This window comes from Rhodococcus sp. 66b (genome assembly GCF_002076325.1).
Classification (GTDB): Bacteria; Actinomycetota; Actinomycetes; order Mycobacteriales; family Mycobacteriaceae; genus Rhodococcus_F; species Rhodococcus_F erythropolis.
On sequence record NZ_MUZB01000004.1, the window covers coordinates 300,322 to 317,228 of the forward strand.

The 16,907-nt window shown below is 60.7% G+C and carries 18 protein-coding genes; 5 read left to right on the forward strand and 13 right to left on the reverse strand.

The genetic code is table 11. From position 1 onward, the window contains the following. On the reverse strand, positions 1-447 hold the full coding sequence (locus tag B0E55_RS09505; RefSeq protein ID WP_020970755.1) for a MarR family winged helix-turn-helix transcriptional regulator: 447 nt from the start codon (positions 445-447) through the stop codon (positions 1-3). A gap of 12 nt (positions 448-459) precedes the next feature. Beyond that, complete coding sequence (locus B0E55_RS09510) at positions 460-864, reverse strand: EVE domain-containing protein (RefSeq protein WP_080909602.1); 405 nt, start codon at positions 862-864, stop codon at positions 460-462. A gap of 145 nt (positions 865-1,009) precedes the next feature. On the opposite strand from B0E55_RS09510, the gene B0E55_RS09515 reads away from it, so the two are divergent. Both B0E55_RS09515 and B0E55_RS09520 read left to right on the forward strand, forming a co-directional pair. Further along, positions 1,010-1,687 (forward strand): TetR/AcrR family transcriptional regulator, encoded by a 678-nt coding sequence (locus tag B0E55_RS09515; protein ID WP_080909603.1) that lies wholly within the window; start codon positions 1,010-1,012, stop codon positions 1,685-1,687. Further along, positions 1,684-2,604, forward strand: a complete 921-nt coding sequence (locus tag B0E55_RS09520; protein WP_080909604.1) for a TIGR01777 family oxidoreductase — start codon at positions 1,684-1,686, stop codon at positions 2,602-2,604. Before B0E55_RS09515 ends, B0E55_RS09520 begins: the two co-directional genes overlap by 4 nt. Here the strand turns inward: B0E55_RS09520 and B0E55_RS09525 are convergent. Further along, positions 2,562-3,530: an NAD(P)/FAD-dependent oxidoreductase gene (locus B0E55_RS09525; RefSeq protein ID WP_070386398.1), complete on the reverse strand. Its 969-nt coding sequence runs from the start codon at positions 3,528-3,530 to the stop codon at positions 2,562-2,564. The genes B0E55_RS09520 and B0E55_RS09525 overlap by 43 nt on opposite strands. A gap of 95 nt (positions 3,531-3,625) precedes the next feature. Here B0E55_RS09525 and B0E55_RS09530 point away from each other — a divergent pair, with 95 nt between their 5' ends. Next, the gene (locus B0E55_RS09530) at positions 3,626-4,138 is read left to right on the forward strand and encodes a MarR family winged helix-turn-helix transcriptional regulator (RefSeq protein WP_024487435.1); all 513 of its coding nucleotides are present in this window, start codon (positions 3,626-3,628) and stop codon (positions 4,136-4,138) included. Positions 4,139-4,144: 6 nt separating this feature from the next. On the opposite strand, the gene B0E55_RS09535 is transcribed toward B0E55_RS09530, so the two are convergent. From B0E55_RS09535 to prpD, 6 genes are all read right to left on the reverse strand, one after another. Further along, on the reverse strand, positions 4,145-4,618 hold the full coding sequence (locus B0E55_RS09535) for a MerR family transcriptional regulator (protein ID WP_080909605.1): 474 nt from the start codon (positions 4,616-4,618) through the stop codon (positions 4,145-4,147). A gap of 10 nt (positions 4,619-4,628) precedes the next feature. Further along, positions 4,629-5,489, reverse strand: a complete 861-nt coding sequence (locus B0E55_RS09540; protein WP_080909606.1) for an SDR family NAD(P)-dependent oxidoreductase — start codon at positions 5,487-5,489, stop codon at positions 4,629-4,631. A gap of 60 nt (positions 5,490-5,549) precedes the next feature. Beyond that, positions 5,550-6,332 carry an enoyl-CoA hydratase gene (locus B0E55_RS09545; RefSeq protein WP_080909659.1) on the reverse strand — a complete coding sequence of 261 codons (783 nt, stop codon included), beginning with the start codon at positions 6,330-6,332 and terminating at the stop codon, positions 5,550-5,552. Between the two features lie 189 nt (positions 6,333-6,521). Then, positions 6,522-7,643 (reverse strand): bifunctional 2-methylcitrate synthase/citrate synthase, encoded by a 1,122-nt coding sequence (locus B0E55_RS09550; RefSeq protein ID WP_060937997.1) that lies wholly within the window; start codon positions 7,641-7,643, stop codon positions 6,522-6,524. Then, on the reverse strand, positions 7,640-8,557 hold the full coding sequence (gene prpB, locus B0E55_RS09555; RefSeq protein WP_080909607.1) for a methylisocitrate lyase: 918 nt from the start codon (positions 8,555-8,557) through the stop codon (positions 7,640-7,642). Before prpB ends, B0E55_RS09550 begins: the two co-directional genes overlap by 4 nt. Next, positions 8,557-10,059 carry a 2-methylcitrate dehydratase PrpD gene (gene prpD, locus B0E55_RS09560; RefSeq protein ID WP_080909608.1) on the reverse strand — a complete coding sequence of 501 codons (1,503 nt, stop codon included), beginning with the start codon at positions 10,057-10,059 and terminating at the stop codon, positions 8,557-8,559. Before prpD ends, prpB begins: the two co-directional genes overlap by 1 nt. A gap of 167 nt (positions 10,060-10,226) precedes the next feature. Here prpD and B0E55_RS09565 point away from each other — a divergent pair, with 167 nt between their 5' ends. Both B0E55_RS09565 and B0E55_RS09570 read left to right on the forward strand, forming a co-directional pair. Next, a complete protein-coding gene (locus B0E55_RS09565; RefSeq protein ID WP_020909101.1) occupies positions 10,227-11,648 on the forward strand; it encodes a short-chain fatty acyl-CoA regulator family protein in 1,422 nt (473 codons plus the stop codon). 67 nt (positions 11,649-11,715) lie between these two features. Beyond that, positions 11,716-12,711: an endonuclease/exonuclease/phosphatase family protein gene (locus B0E55_RS09570; protein ID WP_080909609.1), complete on the forward strand. Its 996-nt coding sequence runs from the start codon at positions 11,716-11,718 to the stop codon at positions 12,709-12,711. A gap of 70 nt (positions 12,712-12,781) precedes the next feature. On the opposite strand, the gene B0E55_RS09575 is transcribed toward B0E55_RS09570, so the two are convergent. The 4 genes from B0E55_RS09575 to B0E55_RS09590 form a co-directional block, all read right to left on the reverse strand. After that, a complete protein-coding gene (locus B0E55_RS09575; protein WP_080909610.1) occupies positions 12,782-14,020 on the reverse strand; it encodes an HNH endonuclease signature motif containing protein in 1,239 nt (412 codons plus the stop codon). Between the two features lie 114 nt (positions 14,021-14,134). Then, complete coding sequence (locus tag B0E55_RS09580) at positions 14,135-16,042, reverse strand: alkyl/aryl-sulfatase (protein ID WP_080909611.1); 1,908 nt, start codon at positions 16,040-16,042, stop codon at positions 14,135-14,137. 68 nt (positions 16,043-16,110) lie between these two features. Beyond that, the gene (locus B0E55_RS09585; protein WP_019745273.1) at positions 16,111-16,431 is read right to left on the reverse strand and encodes an SHOCT domain-containing protein; all 321 of its coding nucleotides are present in this window, start codon (positions 16,429-16,431) and stop codon (positions 16,111-16,113) included. A 24-nt stretch (positions 16,432-16,455) separates the two neighbouring features. Then, positions 16,456-16,884 carry a DUF6325 family protein gene (locus tag B0E55_RS09590; protein ID WP_019745274.1) on the reverse strand — a complete coding sequence of 143 codons (429 nt, stop codon included), beginning with the start codon at positions 16,882-16,884 and terminating at the stop codon, positions 16,456-16,458. Positions 16,885-16,907: the final 23 nt, after the last annotated feature.

Below are 16,907 nucleotides of genomic sequence, written 5' to 3' on the forward strand. Positions count from 1 at the left end.
CTACTTTCGGTCAAGCACGCCGAGCATCGCAACAAAGGCCGCCTGACGATCCCCGAGAGCGGCAAAGAATTCCCGATCCGATGCTTCGACCGCACGATTTGCCTTGCCTGCCAGGGCCGCACCCGCCTGGGTCACCACCACCGAGCGTGCCCGAGCGTCCGTCGGGTGTGGACGTCGTTCGACCAATTTCTTGGATTCGAGGGTCCGTATCACCTGTGACGTCATCATCGGATCAGTGCGCGCATACTCGGCAAGATCGCGTTGAGTTATCGGTGTTTCCGCGTCCAGCCACGTCAGTGCGGCGAGCAGAACGAACTGCACGTGAGTCAGGTCGAAAGGCCGCAGCGCCGCGCGAATCGAGGCCTGCCACGCGTTGGTGACACGCCACAACATCAGACCCGGACTGTCGCCAGCATCCTCGAAGTCGGTTTCCAGTTTCTTCACCACAGCGTCAGTGTGTCAGCTCGTTGTCGAGCGCAGAATCTCGACGTCGTTGCCATCCAACGGAATCAAGCCTCGGCGGAGCTGATACCCCCAGTTCGGTGTCGAGGTCAATGCCAATCGACTCCGTACGTCGCCGAGAGGAACGGGCGTGAACTGCTCGTATCGCACTCGACGCCGAAACGGCTTGAAGCACCCCTCGTCCGCCTGCCAGATCTCACCCTCTTCGATCACACCGAGGGCTGTGAACTCGCGCAACGGATCTCGATCACCAATGGACTCGACCGGCGAATAGTAGACAAGCACATCGCCCGCCTTCATCCGCGCCAATCCGGACCTCTTCCCGTGCCCGATCTGCGCGATCCCAAGATCCACTGCGCGACGCACATGTTCGGCCGAGACAACCCCTAACCAGGCACTCATCACCAACCCCCTCGTTAACCGAGCGCAAGTTCAATCATGAATTTAGTATGCGCGCTTATTATCTTCCTCGCAACAGATCAACTCTTGAACGTGTTCAACTTCAGGGCGTACGCTGAACTTGAACACGTTCAAAGAAGGGGAACCCATGAGCAGTCGCGGGATCGAAACCAGGGAAAAGCTGGTGGAAACAGCTTTGCGGCTCTTCCGCGACGAAGGCTTCGCAGCGACGACCATGCGCAAGATCGCGACTGAGGCAGGTGTCTCCCTCGGGAATGCCTACTACTACTTCGCCAGCAAAGACGAACTGGTTCACGAGCTGTATCTCGTCATCCAACGTGATCACCGAGAGCGTGCGCTCCCACTCCTACGCAAAGGTGGCTCACTCGCGGAAAATCTCGCGATCGTTCTGCACACCGGACTCGATGTCATGGGGCCCTATCACGGCTTCGGTAGCGCGTTTCTGCACGTTGCCCTGCCCACCGCATCGCCGTCCAGCCCGTTCTCGGCCGAGTCGAGTGATGCGAGATCGATGGCCGTCGAATTGATGCGCGAAGCACTGGCGGCGTCGAAGCAGAAGACGCCGGCGTCCTTGGAGACCCAGCTCCCAACACTCTTGTGGCTCAGCTATCTGGGCGTGACGCTGCACTGGGTCACCGACTCGTCTCCGGGGCAAACTCGTACCCGATCCCTGGTCGACGGCCTGGTCCCGATCATCGCCAAAGCGCTCACCCTCGCGCGGTTACCAGTGGCCCGCGGCCTGGTCGGCGACGTCGCCGCCCTGATGACCAAAGTCGTTTCTCCAGAGGGGAACACAAAATCATGAAGACTGTCGTTGTATCCGGTGCGTCGGGCTACATAGGGCAATCTCTCGTTCGAGCGCTCGAACCCAACGGGGTGGACGTACGAACGATCGGCCGGGGAGGAACGAGCGATGCCACCTGGTCCGACGAGCAAGGTGTCGCCGACGTACTCAGCGGCGCGGATCTGCTGGTCAACCTCGCCGGACGCTCTGTGAGCTGCCGATACAACAAGCGCAATGCCGACGAAATCTTCTCCTCCCGCGTGGAAACGACCGCACTGTTGGGTCGCGCACTGGCCCGTACACCGCAGCCACCCTCGCTCTGGGCGAATGCCAGTACCGGCACGATCTACCGAGACGCGCGGGATCGACCGATGGACGAGAAGAACGGAGAGCTGGGTAAGGGATTCTCCGTCGCGGTCGCGCGAGCGTGGGAGCACGAATTGTTCTCCGCCCCAACCCCGGTTCGAAAAGTAGCGCTACGAATGTCGATCGTTCTCGGAGCCGGCGGCGGAGCAATCAACCCTTTCGTCAACCTGGCCCGAACAGGCTTCGGCGGAAGAATGGGCGACGGACGACAAATGTTCAGCTGGATACACAATTCCGATGTCGTTCGCTCGATCATCCACATCTACGGGCATCCGGAGATCTCGGGCCCCGTCAATATCGCATCCCCGTGCCCTGTGACCAATGACGAGATGATGCGACAGGTGCGCGCAGCGTTGGGTCGACGGTACGGTGTGCCCACGCCCGGTTGGATGCTGGAATTCGGCGCTCGGATCATCCGCACCGAGGCCGAGTTGGTACTCAAGAGCCGCTGGGTGGCGCCAGGGGTGCTCGCGGACAGCGGCTTCCAGTATCAATTTCCGACGTTGGAGTCTGCGCTGGAACAGATCGCTCAGGAGACCCCGCGAGGGCTGCTTCCGGTGACACTCGGCTGAAGTTCGGTCGCGGTCGCGACCGCTCGCACGATATCCTGCTCGAGCAGATAGTGATTCAGTGCAATCGCAGCCTTCGACCCAGCGGCGGCGGCGGTGATCAACTGTGCAGGCGAGTCCGACACGTTCCCGGCGGCCCACACACCAGGCGTGCTGGTACTTCCCGCAGGATCAGTTACCACCCAACCATTTTCGTCAGCGTCACATCCCAGGTCAGTCAGCAAAGCGTCGCGTGGAACAAACCGTGGACCGACAAACACCACACTCCGCGGAACAACCTGACCGGAGGCCAGCTCGACGCCGTCCAATCGACCGTCTGCCACCGAGACCCCGGCCACGTCGCCTTCTACGATGCGAATCCCCCTGACAGTCAGCCGATCCCGCTCGGTGCAGGTCAGCTCGATGCGATTCGGAAAGAAGACAACATCGTCCGACCATTGGCGCACCAACGACGCCTGATGAATCGTGAAGGGTCTGTTGTCACCACCGAGTACACCGATCGGCGTATCACGAACCTCGTACCCGTGACAGTAGGGACAATGCAAAACGTCGACTCCCCAGCGATCCTGCAGACCAGCGATGTTCGGCAGCTCGTCACGTAACCCCGTCGCCACCAGAACAGTCCGTGCCTCCAGCGACGCAGACACGTCGGTTTGCACAAGAAATCCACCGTCCTCCGTTTGCTCGATTCCGATTGCGGTGCCAGTCGTCATTTCGCCGCCGTACTCGAGAACCTCCTTGCGTCCGGCCGCAAGTAATTGCGTCGGACTCTGCCCGTCCCGCGTCAGGTACCCGTGCAGGTGCTCGGAGACACCATTGCGCGGGTTACCAGCATCGACGATCATCACTCGCCGCCGAGCCCGAGCCAGAACAAGCGCGGCACTCAACCCCGCCGCACCGCCACCGACAATCACCACATCGAACCTCATGCACTCCCCCAGTCCCGCAGTTCGTCCCACCCCAGACGGTGAGCTATTCTGGCAATCTAGCAAATTTGTTTACCAGTTAACAAAACTGAGGAATCGTGAACGAACCAACACTCCGCTCCCGTACGTGCAACCTTTGGGCCGAAAACAATCCTGACCTCGACACGTCGCCAATGGAAGTTGTCGCGCAACTCAAGCGGATCACGGCGCTTCTCGAACTCGCCGTCGAACCGGTGTACCGATCCGCGGACCTCACCGTTTCGGAAGTCGAACTGCTTGTGCCACTTCGATACGCCGAGGAACCGGTTACCGCGATTCGTCTCGCCGAACGCCTCGGCATGTCTCGGGCCGGAGTCAGCAAGGCACTCGCACGATTGGAGAAGCGAGGCCTTGTCTCCCGCACGAGCAATCCCGAAGACAGGCGATCTGCACTGATCACGATGACGATCCAGGGAAACGCTGTCGTCGATGACGTCTTTCCTCGCGAACTCGCCGCTCACGGTGAATTATTCACCAAACTCGGACGGGACCGCGGAAAAATTCTCGCGGCACTCGAGCAGTTGGCGCTATCCATGGAAGGCGGGCTGGATCGAACGCAGGACAAGAAGTAGCCCGCGCTACTCCTGCTCTCCGGTCCGCCCGCCGTACGTCGCAATCTTGTACTCCGTCGCAGCCAAAGACAACGTGAGCTCCTTGATCTGCCGACGAACGGTGTCCCGGTGCTCGAGCAGCATGTCGAGCCTCTCCGGAACTGTCCCTTCACCGGCGTCGACCAGTTCGACGTAATGCTGCAGGTCGCGAATCGCCATGCCCGAGATACGCATGCGGGTCAGAAACACCAGCCTGCGAATAGATTCCGGCCCGTACACACGATGTCCGCTCGAATCACGATCCACCGCAACCAAGCAGATCTTCTCGTAATAACGCAGGGTATGTGCCGAAACATCCAGCAGGTCTGACACTTCGGCGATCGACATCGGGTCCTGAACATCCCCTGTATCGACGAGTCGATGGATCACCTCGATCGACATGGGCCCGTCCACTTCCCCAAGTGCCTCGAGTGCCTTGCGCATCAAGTCTTCGGTAGCCATGCTTCTCAGCCTAGAACGGACGGACGGGTCCGGCAGCATCCGCGAAGTCGGCACTGCGAGCCAGATCAGCCCAGACTGCTACCTCGGCCAGATTCTTCCGATACGACGCGGATATCCGCTCCACGGCTTCCTTTCCGAGCGGCAAGCGAAGTGGCACATTCTCACTGTGCACCAGCGAGGTGATGATCTCTGCTGCCTTCTCCGGATCACCCTCCTGAACACCGTCTGCCGCCGCCATGTCCCGCAGAACAGGATCGAGCAAATCACGGTAGTCCGAGGATGATTCGGCGAAGCTCAGAACGCCAGGTCTGTTGAATGCTGTACGGAATCGGCTGGGCTCGACGATCATGACCCGGATGCCGAACTGCCCGACCTCACCGGCAAGGGCCTCCGACCAGCCTTCAATCGCGAATTTGGACGCCGAATACGCCCCGACGCCGGGAAACGACATGCGGCCGCCTTGACTGCTCATCTGCACGATCGTTCCGCTGCCCTGCGCTCGCATCGAAGGGAGGACGGCGCGCACCAACGCGGCGGGTCCGATCAGGTGCAGTTCCATGAGATCCCGCAAGGTCGAATCGTCCACCATCTCCGCCGCGCCGACCATCCCGCGACCGGCATTGTTGACCAGCACGTCGACACGACCGAAATGCTCGAGCGCATGTTCGACGACGCTGGGTGCCGCCGCGGTGTCGCGGACGTCGAACGTCACCGCCGAGAACCGATCCGGATGCTCCGACGCGATATCTGCAACGGACTCGGGCCTACGAACTGCCGCGACTACCGCGTCCCCGGTTCGAAGTGCGGACACTGCAAGTTCGCGGCCGAAACCCTGAGAAACTCCAGTGATGATCCAGGTTTTTGTTGTCATGGTCGGCAACGCTAGGGGTTAGAGCGCGCTCCAACGCAAGCCTTTGGTTCTACAGCCGAGCTACACGCCGGCCCAAACCGGTCGCTCGCCGCGAAGGAAACCGTCGACACCGGCTTTGAAGTCGTCACTGCTGTAGATCATGCGCATCAGATCATCGTTGTCGGTGATCGATCGGGTCCTGATGCGGCGCAGGGACTCTCGAATCGTCCACACGGTCATCGGGGCAGCCGCAAGGAGTTCCCGCGATACCTGGGCAGTCAGGCTCGCGAACTCTGTCTCTGTTGCACAGTCGCTGAGGAAGCCGTTCCGCAGAGCCTCGTCGCTCGACATGACCCCCGCCCGAGCGACCAACGACATCAGACGCGAACTGCCGATCCTGTCCGCCAGCAACGCCACGGAATGGACCGACAACGAGTTTCCGAGCGTGCGCGCGATCGGGAGGCAGAAGCGGGACCCGTGCGTCGCGATCCGCACATCGCACGCTGCCGCTAACAACAGCCCGGCTCCCGCGCACACACCGTCGATGACCGCCAGCGTGGGAACCCGCACTTTCTCGAGTTCGGTCAGCACGCCGACGAACCGACTTTCGTAGTCGAGCCCGTCGTGAAAACTCGAGAAGGTCTGAAAATGGCCTATGTCGGAACCCGCCGAGAACGCCTCTCCCCCAGCACCTCGGAGAGTGAGTAACCGGATCTCGCGGTCGGAGTCGGCGCTTCGGCAGGCTCCGGCAATGGCGTCGTACATCTGAGGAGTCAATGCGTTGTGTTTTTCCGGCCGGTTGAACACGATGTCAAGCGTGTCGCCATGACGAATGATCGAGATGTCTTCGTGCGTTTCAGTCATGACACTGACGCTATTACCGGCAAGGAACAAACGAAACACATTGCACTCGAGTATCTTTGCGAATATTCGGTGCGAAGTTGCAGATAGTGCGAACGGAGAAGCGTCGACGAGGCCAGGAGACGGTGATGCCAGAACCGAACCTCGCCGACGCAGCATTAGTGGGGTGTCATGCCACGATTGTTGAAAGCGTTATGCCACAACGGTCCGCTGCGGCACACCGGAGTACTGACTCAGCGGCCTGATAAGTGCATTCGACTGCCCCTGCTCGATGATGTGCGCCGTCCATCCGGTGATGCGGCTCATCACGAAGATCGGCGTGAACATCTCGACGTCGAAGCCCATAAGGAAATACGCAGGGCCCGTGGGGAAATCGAGATTCGGCTTGATTCCGGTGGCACTGACCATCGTCTTCTCGAGGATCTCGTACATCTGCACCCACTTCTCGCCGTCCGTCGCTGCCGCTACGTCGAGGAGCGCCTGCTTCATGGTCGGAACACGCGAATCACCGTTCTTGTAGACACGGTGCCCGAAGCCCATGACCTTCTCTTTGGCAGCCAATTTCTCCGACATCCAGGCTTCTGCGCGGTCGGGGTCGTCGATCTCGAGCATGTCGTGCATGACAGCTTCGTTTGCGCCGCCGTGCAACGAGCCCTTGAGCGTGCCGATCGCAGCCGTCACTGCGCTGTAGATGTCCGAAAGTGTGGACGTCACAACACGAGCGGCAAACGTCGAGGCGTTGAAGGAGTGCTCCGCATACAGGATCAGCGAGACCTCGAAGGCCTTTACGATCGCCGGCTCCGGAACAGCACCGAAGCACATGTTCAAGAAGTTTTCGGCGAAACCCAGGTCCGACTGCGGCGCGATGGGATCCTGGCCGCGCCGGCGGCGGAAATCGGCTGCGACGATGGTCGGAAGCACAGCCGTCATCCGCAGTGCCTTGGCCAGATTGGCCTTCTCCGAGTTGTCGTCCTCCGCCGGATCCTCGGCGCCGAGGTAGCTGATCGCCGTACGGACCACATCCATGGGGTGGCAGTTGTCCGGCATCTTGGTCAGGAGCGAGAGCAGTGAGCGATCGGCACGGCGAGCCGCACGCTCACGCAGACAGAGCAATTCGAGCTGCTCGGGTGTCGGCAGTTCGCCGTACCACAGCAGGTGCGCAACTTCTTCGAAGCTACAATTCGCGGCGAGGTCCTGCACTGCGTAACCGCGATACGTCAACGAATTCGTCTCGGGCACTACCTTGGAGATAGCCGTCGTGTCGACGACAACCCCGGCCAAGCCCTTGTAGATCGTCGGAATCTGTTCGGTCATGTCCTACTCCCCTCCACGCTGAAATTGAAAATGCCACTGTCGAATTCGTTGTAACGCTCGTACTCGAGAATCTCGTACAACCTGCTGCGCTGCTGCATCTCGCCGAGCAGTCCTTCTTGCGTGCCCTCCGCAAAAATCTCGCGCAGACCCTTTTCGATAGCGAACATCGCCAGACGAAGGGTGGTCACGGGGTAGATGACGGCGTTGAAACCGATCTCTTCCAATGTCCTCGCCGAAATGAGGTTCGACTTTCCGAACTCGGTCATGTTGGCGAGCAACGGAGTGTCGACTGCTGCGCGGAACTTCTCGAAGTCGGCCTCGGTGGCAAGAGCCTCTGTGAAGATCAAATCAGCGCCGGCATCCGCGTAGGCCTTTGCTCGCTCGATCGCTGCGTCGATACCGTCGATTCCGGCAGCATCGGTACGCGCGCAGATGACGAAGTTCGGGTCACGACGTGCCGAGACTGCAGCACGAACTCGGCGAACCATGTCTTCGGTAGGCACGATCACTTTGCCGTCGAGGTGCCCACAGCGCTTGGGGTTGATCTGATCCTCCAGGTGCAGACCGGCTATACCGTCGTCCTCGAAGACCGTGACCGTGCGGGCAGCACTCATGGGTTCACCGAAACCGGTGTCGGCATCGATCAGCGTCGGGAGGTCGGTGACCCGCGCGATCTGCTTGCTGTGGGCGGCGACCTCGGTCAACGTGGTCAGCCCGATGTCGGGAAGCGCCAATCCGGCGGAATACGCACCACCCGAAACGTAGACACCTTCGAACCCGATTTCCTGAATCAGCTTGGCTGTCAGCGGATTGATGGCACCTGGCAAGCGCTGAATCTTTCCGCACGTCAGCCCCGCCCGGAAGGCAATCCGCTTGTCGGCCGCGGACGTCGATGCTGCGATGAGGCCCGACATCAGAAAAGTCCCTTGGCGACCTTGGGTGCCCGAGCAAGGACGTCTTCGGAAACGGTGAAGGTCAGCTGATCCAGTTCGCCTGCCTTCAATTCGGCGGTGCGCTGAGCCGCGTCGAGGAAGCGGTCCTGTTCGCTCGGCTCGATGACGCCCTCGGCGAGGGTGCGGAACTTCGCGACGTACTGATCGCGAGCGAACGGACGTGCGCCGAGCGGGTGCGCATCAGCCACCGCAAGCTCGTCGACGATGACCTCGCCGCTCTTCAAGGTGATCTCGGCGCGAGCACCGAATGCCTTCTCGTCCGGATCAGTCGAGTGGTAACGGCGTGTCCATTCGGGATCTTCGCGCGTGGAGATCTTGTTCCACAGCTCGATCGTGTCCGGGCGCTGTGCACGCTCGGGCGCGTAGGAATGCTCGTGGTGCCACGTACCGTCCTGCAGCGCAACGGCAAAGATGTACATCACCGAGTGGTCGAGGGTTTCACGCGAGGCGGTGGGGTCGAACTTCTGCGGATCGCCGGAGCCAGTGCCGATGACGACGTGGGTGTGGTGGCTGGTGTGCAGGACGATCGAGGCGATCTGATCGAGATCACCGACGCGGGCACGCATCCGACGAGCGAGGTCGATCGGTGCCTGGCTCTGGTACTCAGCGGAGTGTTCCTTGGTGTACGAGTCGAGGATGGCGCGCTTCGCCTCACCCGAACCGGGAAGCGGAACGTGATACTCCTTGTCCGGGCCACCGAGCAGCCAGGCGATGACGCCGTCTTCGCCTTCCCAGATCGGTGACGGTGCACCTTCACCGCGCATCGCACGATCGACTGCCTCGACGGCAACCTTGCCGGCCAGCGCCGGCGCGTAGGCCTTCCAGCTGGAGATCTCGCCCTTGCGGGACTGCCGTGTAGCCGTCGTGAGGTGCAGCGCCTGACCGATTGCCTGGTAGACCGTCTCGGTGCCCAGGCCGAGCAAGGTTCCGATACCTGCCGCGGCCGAAGGGCCGAGGTGTGCGACGTGATCGATCTTGTGCTCGTGCAGGCAGATAGCCCGAACCAGGTCGATCTGGATCTCGTAGCCAGTCGCCAGACCACGAATCAGGTCTTTGCCGTCACGCCCGGCGTGCTGAGCGACGGCAAGGATCGGCGGGATGTTGTCACCGGGGTGCGAGTACTCGGCGGCCAGGAACGTGTCGTGGAAATCGAGTTCACGAACCGCTACGCCGTTTGCCCATGCGGCCCATTCAGGCGAGAAGGTACCCGAGATACCGAACACGGTGGAACCGGGTGTGTACGGATGAGACTGCGCCTGTGCACGCGCATTCACTACGGGGCGGCGCACCAGGGAAGCTGCGGCAACTGCCGCGTTGTCGATGATCCGGTTGACGATCATGTCGGACGTGGCGTCGGTGACCTCGACGGAATCCGTCGCAACTTCCGCGATCTTCCACGCGAGGTGGTCTTCCTTGGGGAACTCTTCGGCAGAGCGGTGGGTGCGTACGAGATGCGTCTTCATCGATCCTCTTCTCACGTGCTTCGGTATCTATTTGCACGCTACGCAGCTCATTCACCTCGGGATAGGCCCTCGCAACTGCCTATTTGTGCAATAACGATCCTGCAATGTTGCGAATGTTGCGAATGGCTCCTCGGTAGGGTGAACGCGATCGGCACCGAGGAGATTCGATGAAGAAGATGTACGCGGGAGCGCGGCTGCGACGGCTGCGGGAAGAACGAAACCTGTCACAGTCCGCACTGGCGAAGGCACTCGAACTCTCCCCCAGCTATGTCAATCAACTAGAGAACGATCAACGACCGCTGACGGTCCCCGTCCTTCTCAAGCTCAACGCCGAGTTCGATCTCGACGTGCAATTCTTCGCCTCCGATTCCGACGCACGCCTCGTGGCTGACGTTCATCACGCCTTGGCCGAAACCTCGGAATCCGGGGAGGTATCGCTGGCAGAGGTAGACGAATTGGTGGCCCGAATGCCCGCGGTCGGACGCACCCTCGTGATGTTGCACCGTCGTTTGCACGCCGCAACCGAGCAGTTGGACCAGTTCTCGACGCAATTGTCCGGCGAGGCCGCATCTGATGTGTCGCTCGTACCCATGCCCTACGAGGAGGTTCGGGACTTCTTCTACGACCGAAAGAATCACATCGCCGTTCTGGACGACGCTGCCGAGCAGATGTTCGTGGACAACGGATTGTCCGTTGGCGCAGTGGATTTGCAACTGGCACGACTACTTCGCGATCAGCACGGCGTCACCGTGACGATCCGTACCGACGAACCAGACAAGCTCGGCCCCAAGCGTTTCTACGATCCGGACAAGTCGGTACTCACCCTCGCCCGTCGTCTGTCGGCAGGGCAACGCGCGTTCCAGATCGCGATGCAGTTGGCCTTCTTCACCCAAGCCGACGTGATCGATTCTCTTGTCGCCGAGGATGAATCATTGAGTGCCGAATCCGCAGCTCTCGCCCGCATCGGACTCGCGCATTACTTCGCCGGCGCGCTACTACTGCCGTACACCCAATTCCTGGAATCCGCTGAGGCCTTGCGATACGACATCGATCTGCTGAGCCTCAAGTTCGAGGTCGGCTTCGAGACCGTCTGCCACCGGTTGTCCACACTCCAACGCCACGGCCAGCGCGGCATTCCCTTCTTCTTCGTCAGAACCGATCGCGCCGGAAACATCTCGAAGAGACAGTCCGCTACCGCTTTTCACTTCTCCAGAGTCGGCGGCAGTTGCCCGCTGTGGGTCATCCACGAGGCGTTCGCGAGCCCAGGGCGCATCCTCACCCAGGTCGCGAAGATGCCCGACGGCCGGACATACCTCTGGGTGGCGCGCACTACCCACAGCGGCGGGCTCGGGTACCTCGCCCCCGAGCGGAACTTCGCCGTCGGACTCGGTTGCGACATCGGCTACGCCGATCGCATGGTCTACTCCCACGGAATTCAGACGGACGACCCCGCGACCATCGTGCCGATCGGCGCGGGGTGCAAAGTCTGTGACAGACCAGCGTGCTCTCAACGCGCCTTCCCCCAACTCGGCCGCTCGATCTCCGTCAGTCAGAACAGCAGCAGCCATCTGCCGTATCCGCAACAATAGGACGCAAACAATAGGGCGCACCGACTCCACCTGCGCTTCCCCGGAGCTACGGCGCCTTTCTGCTTCGATGGATGTCATGCAACCCGATACCGTGACCCCTCGTCGACTGGTTCTTCGCCGCCTTTCGGCCGTGGTTGGTGTGGCCGGAATCGTGACGGGTTTGGTTGCCTTGATCGCAACTCAGCTGGACGTCGATCACAACATCGTGATCGTTCTGGCGTCAGTGGCACCCTTGTTGATGATTGCTCCGCTGATCGGTGCCGTCGTCTCGGGTATCGGGCGTCAGTGGATCGTATGCGCCGCATCCCTTGTCGTCCTTGCACTGTTCGGATGGTCTGTGAGCCCGCTGTACATCGTCGGAACTGGGGAGTCGACGTCTGCGAACGGTCCATCGATTCGGTTGATGCAGGCCAACTTGATGGTCGGTGCAGCGGATCCGGAGTCGCTTGTGGCGATGGTCCGCGAACGCAACGTCGACGTGGTGACGGTCCAGGAGTTGACGTACCAGGAAGCCGAGGCGCTCGAAGCCGCCGGGCTTGAAGAGGTTCTGAGCCACCAGTTCCTGATCCCCTACGCCGACGGCGGTGGCGGGGCCGGAATCTACAGTCGCTTTCCTCTCTCCAATCCACGTAGCCTCGACGGGTTCTCACCCGAAACGCTGTCCGCAGAGCTGAATGTCGGCTTGGCGCAGCCAGTCACATTGTTCGCCGTGCATCCGGCACCTGCGTACATCTCGCCGGCTTCGGTGTGGGCGGCCGAGCAGCAAAGGCTTGGGTCTTACATGGACGAAGCCGCCGGGATGGACAATGTGATAGTCAGCGGCGATTTCAATGCGTCGTACTCGAACAAACAGTTCCGGAATCTCCTCAGCAACGGATACACCAGCGCCGCCGATCAATTGGGTTCCGGCCTGATCCCGACGTACCCGACCGACAAGTGGTATCCGGCGGTGGTCGGTATCGACCACATCATCACCAAAGGCGCCGCGGCGACATCCTTGGAACGGATCGAGATCGAGGGATCCGATCACCACGGCCTGATTGCCGACATCACGTTGTCTTGACTAAATCCTGGATTGAGCGAGCACCAGGGCATGGTTGTGCCCCGGTGCTCACGTCTCGAGTTGTTTCACTTTAGGCTGCTGTCGGTGGGCTGTTCCCGCCGATCGGCTGCTGATACGGATCAACCGACATCGGCGGATAGAACACCGACTTCCGATCCGGGCCGATCTCCACCCGCCACTCCGTATGATGCAGCGTCCGATGATGGTGACCGCACAACAAGATCAGGTTGTCGAGATCTGTTGGGCCGCCATCGTTCCAGTGAACAATATGATGAGCATCGCACCACCCCGACGGCGTCCCGCACCCCGGAAACGCACACCCACCATCCCGAACCGCAAGAGCCCGGCGCTGCGGAACCGTCGCCGTTCTCGCTTCCTTGCCGCAGTCGAGCGGAACACCATTCTCATCCAACAAAATCCGCGTGACCGTGCAGTCGCACGCCAGCATCCGGGCGGTGTCGATGCTGATGGGGCCTACCCAATCGGTCCACGCGAATCCGAGTTCCTCGGTGGACGGCAGGAGGTCTTTCAGAACTTTAAGGTCCGTCATGTCCTTGGCCGACGCGGTCACCGTGATGTGCGGTTTCACGCCGCCCTCGATCGGACCCAACCCCGCCCGCTCATACCGGCGCAACAATTCACAAAACCCGTCCGCACGCCGTAATGTAGGAGTACGGGTGTCCTTCACGCCGTCCTTCTCCGGCGTCGGCGCCGACAGACTCGACAGCAACGTGATCAACCGTGCCCCGTTCACCGCATCCAAATCACCCTTCACAGACACACGCCCGTACAAGCCTTTCGAGGCATAGAACTCGTTACGCTCCGAATCCTCCCCGACCGGAACACCATCCTCACGCGTGCCGTACTGCTTCTCAATCCGCCGAATCGCCGCCCGCACCGCATCACAATCCGCGATGTTCTTCGACGCCAACCCCAACAAAATCCCGCGGGCCTTGTCCACATCCGCCAGGGTCATGTTCTTCGGCGGATGCTGACAAAACGACGCCACCTGCCGCGCCTTCAACGCATCAACATCACCCCGGTGAAACGCATCGCCCACCACAGGTTCGAGCATCAACAACCGCGCCAACCCGACCAGCAGACTGCACTCACCGATCTCCAAATTCGTCGAACCATGCAACCACTGCGCGATCGCCCGAAAACCCCTCCCCCCGAGAACGTCACGGGAAAACATTTCCACGATCAGCAACACCATCCGCGATTGCAACTCGTGCCGGGCGCGCACCAGATCGAGAACCTCACCCTTGAGGTCCTCACCATCCAGTTGCCATGCTTCCCGACTGTTCATACCGAAAGTTTAATCGAACATAATTTCGATAACCAGAGACAAAACGGACAACTTCAGGAGCGCCCAGAAGTCGAGACTCGTTGAAATACAGCCTTATTCGACTGCCACAAACTGCTACGTCGGCGTGACTATCGCAAAGTTCGGGTCAGGCTCGTCAAGGTGCCCCGCAAGTTCTGCAAGCTTCGCCGGGTCGCCGGCCACCGTGATACTGCCTTTCGCAATCTCGGCGCCCAGGTCCGCACCACCGAGCAGGACACCGAGCAGGTCGAGACGACTCAAACTGAACGTCGCATCCACAGACCCGGCATCTGCAGACCCACCTTCCACGTCGAAGTGGATCAGCACTCCGTTGCTCAGTTCCGTTCGGTGCACGATGTTTTCGTCGGTGATGTTCCAATCGATGACGATGTGGGAATTCGCTGCACTCACTCCGTCGACACGGAGCGACACGGCGTCGAACACCTGCTTCACCGACAACGCTGCGGTGATATCAGGAGCTGCAGCAACTGTGGGCGTACCCACCGAACCGTTGCGCAGTTCGTATGCACCGGTGAGGTAGAAGTTTCGCCAGGTGCCGTTCTCGGCGCCGTACCCGAGTTGCTCGAAGGTATCGGCCTGCAGGGTCTTGGCCTCGGCGTTGTCCGGTTCAGCAAAGATGACGTAGTTCACCACCTGCGCGACCCACCGAAAGTCTCCGCCCTCGTACGATTCCCGAGCTTTTCGGAGCACCTCTGCCGATCCGCCCATGAACTCCACGTGACGCTTGGCCGATTCGACGGGTGGATGCTCCCACAGGTGCGCTGGGTTGCCGTCGAACCATCCCATGTAGCGCTGGTAGATGGCTTTGACGTTGTGACTGACGGAACCGTAGTACCCGTGTGTGTGCCACGCCTGCGCCAAGGCGGTTGGCAGTTCGATGGATTCGGCGATCTCTAGACCGGTCCACCCCTGATTGATTCGACGAAGTGTCTGATCGTGAAGGTACCCGTAGAGGTCGCGCTGCAATGACAGGAACTCGGTGAGCCGTTCGGTCCCCCACGTCGGCCAATGGTGGGATGCAAACACGACGTCGGATCGTGAGGCGTAGCGATTGATCGATTCGGTCAGGTACGCCGACCACACATGCGGATCTCGCACCAACGCTCCACGAAGTGTCAGTAGGTTGTGCAGATTATGAGTTGCGTTCTCCGCCATGCACAATGCGCGAAAGTCCGGGAAGTAGAAGTTCATCTCGGACGGCGCCTCGGTGCCTGGGGTCATCTGGAACTCGATCCGAACGCCGTCGATCGTCTCTGTATGACCAGTCTTCGAGATCGACACCGTCGGTGAAATCAGCGTCGGTGTACCGGTGGAGGTGGTCTGGCCCAATCCTGCACCGACGCCACCTCGAGGACCTCGAGGCAATGCCGCCCCGTACATGTATGCCGCACGTCGAGCCATTGCCGTTCCCGCATAGACGTTTTCCTCGACGGCATGCTCTACGAACCCCGTTGGCGCAAAGATCACGCATCGCCCGGCAGCGACGTCGTCTTCGGTGGTCACCCCCTTGACCCCACCGAAATGGTCGATATGCGAATGCGTGTAGATCACCGCGACAACCGGTCGATCACCACGATGCGCCCGATACAACGCAAGACCGGCGGCCGCGGTTTCCCGAGAAATCAGTGGATCGATGACGATGATCCCGCTCTCCCCCTCGATAAGGGTCATATTCGACAGATCGAGGCCGCGTATCTGATAGATCGAATCCGTCACCGCAAATAGTCCTTGCTTGGCCACCAACCTCGATTGACGCCACAGGCTCGGATTGACGGTCGGCGGGCACTCTTCATCCAGGAATGAGTACGAGTCGTTGTCCCACAGCACTTTTCCGTCGGGTCCGGTTACCACGCCGGGATCGAGCGCGCCGATGAACCCGCGCTCGGCATCGGTGAAATCGGTCTTGTCGGAGAACGGCAGGGTCTCGGTGACTCGGGAGTTCGCCGCTTCGATTGCGGCCGATGCTGCGCGTGGGTCGATCATAGATCAGCCTTTCATGCTCAATTGTCCAGTGTGGTAAACCCGTTCAAGGCTTCAAGAACCAGCAGGCACTAGCTCAGCAACTGCGACTTTGCCGCGGCGAACTCCGCGTCGGTCAACACGCCGGACTGATGAAGCTGACCCAGCTCCTGCAGCTTGGAGACCAGATCGTCCGCGCCAGAAGGGGGAACGGACTGCACGGGTGCGACCTGCGGCGGCGGCTGTTGCTGCTGGTACTCCTGCTGGTATTCCTGCTGCTGCTCGCTGGCCTTCCGTTGACTCCGTCGATCCATGGCGTTGGACGTCGCTTTTGCGGTTCCAGCCACTACCGCAGTGCGCGCCACCGTGCCGAGCAACCCCGGCCGCCCTCTGCGTCCACCTCGAAAAACCATGCCGAACTCCTTGGGTAATTGTCGCTACTGAAATGCTGCTTCGACCGCTGCGACGACTACCTCGCGCGGTACCTGAACGTGAAGGACTACATCGCCGCCGCCGCCGCGAACCGTCGACGCGAGCTCACGCGCCCACGTCTGCTCGTAGACGATGACTGCGGCGGACGTTCCTGGTTCGAGTGACTCACGGACCACGTCCAGATCCTCGTCACTGATCAATGCCTTGGCTTCGATGGACAGAATCGCCAGTCCGATCTCTGTGAGATCTTCGTCGACGTCGATCTGTGACACCTGTCCGTCGGCGTCCTTGGCGATGTACACGAGGTCGAGCAGGGTGACAAAACCTCGTTCCACCACGTTTTGCAGCGCGGCGACGGCTTCAGGATCCACAGTGGAACCTGGGAATGCCAGCACCACGAGCTCGACCGGTCCGATGTTCATTGCGTCGTTCATCCATCAAGCCTGGTGGCTCGGAC

What these genes read in the sequence shown, in the direction of transcription:
- B0E55_RS09510 (WP_080909602.1), bottom strand. Translation starts at nt 864, where the DNA reads ATGAGTGCCTGGTTAGGGGTTGTCTCGGCCGAACATGTGCGTCGCGCA.
- B0E55_RS09515 (WP_080909603.1), top strand. Translation starts at nt 1,010, where the DNA reads ATGAGCAGTCGCGGGATCGAAACCAGGGAAAAGCTGGTGGAAACAGCT.
- B0E55_RS09520 (WP_080909604.1), top strand. Translation starts at nt 1,684, where the DNA reads ATGAAGACTGTCGTTGTATCCGGTGCGTCGGGCTACATAGGGCAATCT.
- B0E55_RS09525 (WP_070386398.1), bottom strand. Translation starts at nt 3,530, where the DNA reads ATGAGGTTCGATGTGGTGATTGTCGGTGGCGGTGCGGCGGGGTTGAGT.
- B0E55_RS09535 (WP_080909605.1), bottom strand. Translation starts at nt 4,618, where the DNA reads ATGGCTACCGAAGACTTGATGCGCAAGGCACTCGAGGCACTTGGGGAA.
- B0E55_RS09540 (WP_080909606.1), bottom strand. Translation starts at nt 5,489, where the DNA reads ATGACAACAAAAACCTGGATCATCACTGGAGTTTCTCAGGGTTTCGGC.
- B0E55_RS09545 (WP_080909659.1), bottom strand. Translation starts at nt 6,332, where the DNA reads ATGACTGAAACGCACGAAGACATCTCGATCATTCGTCATGGCGACACG.
- B0E55_RS09550 (WP_060937997.1), bottom strand. Translation starts at nt 7,643, where the DNA reads ATGACCGAACAGATTCCGACGATCTACAAGGGCTTGGCCGGGGTTGTC.
- prpB (WP_080909607.1), bottom strand. Translation starts at nt 8,557, where the DNA reads ATGTCGGGCCTCATCGCAGCATCGACGTCCGCGGCCGACAAGCGGATT.
- prpD (WP_080909608.1), bottom strand. Translation starts at nt 10,059, where the DNA reads ATGAAGACGCATCTCGTACGCACCCACCGCTCTGCCGAAGAGTTCCCC.
- B0E55_RS09565 (WP_020909101.1), top strand. Translation starts at nt 10,227, where the DNA reads ATGAAGAAGATGTACGCGGGAGCGCGGCTGCGACGGCTGCGGGAAGAA.
- B0E55_RS09570 (WP_080909609.1), top strand. Translation starts at nt 11,716, where the DNA reads ATGGATGTCATGCAACCCGATACCGTGACCCCTCGTCGACTGGTTCTT.
- B0E55_RS09575 (WP_080909610.1), bottom strand. Translation starts at nt 14,020, where the DNA reads ATGAACAGTCGGGAAGCATGGCAACTGGATGGTGAGGACCTCAAGGGT.
- B0E55_RS09580 (WP_080909611.1), bottom strand. Translation starts at nt 16,042, where the DNA reads ATGATCGACCCACGCGCAGCATCGGCCGCAATCGAAGCGGCGAACTCC.
- B0E55_RS09585 (WP_019745273.1), bottom strand. Translation starts at nt 16,431, where the DNA reads ATGGTTTTTCGAGGTGGACGCAGAGGGCGGCCGGGGTTGCTCGGCACG.
- B0E55_RS09590 (WP_019745274.1), bottom strand. Translation starts at nt 16,884, where the DNA reads ATGAACGACGCAATGAACATCGGACCGGTCGAGCTCGTGGTGCTGGCA.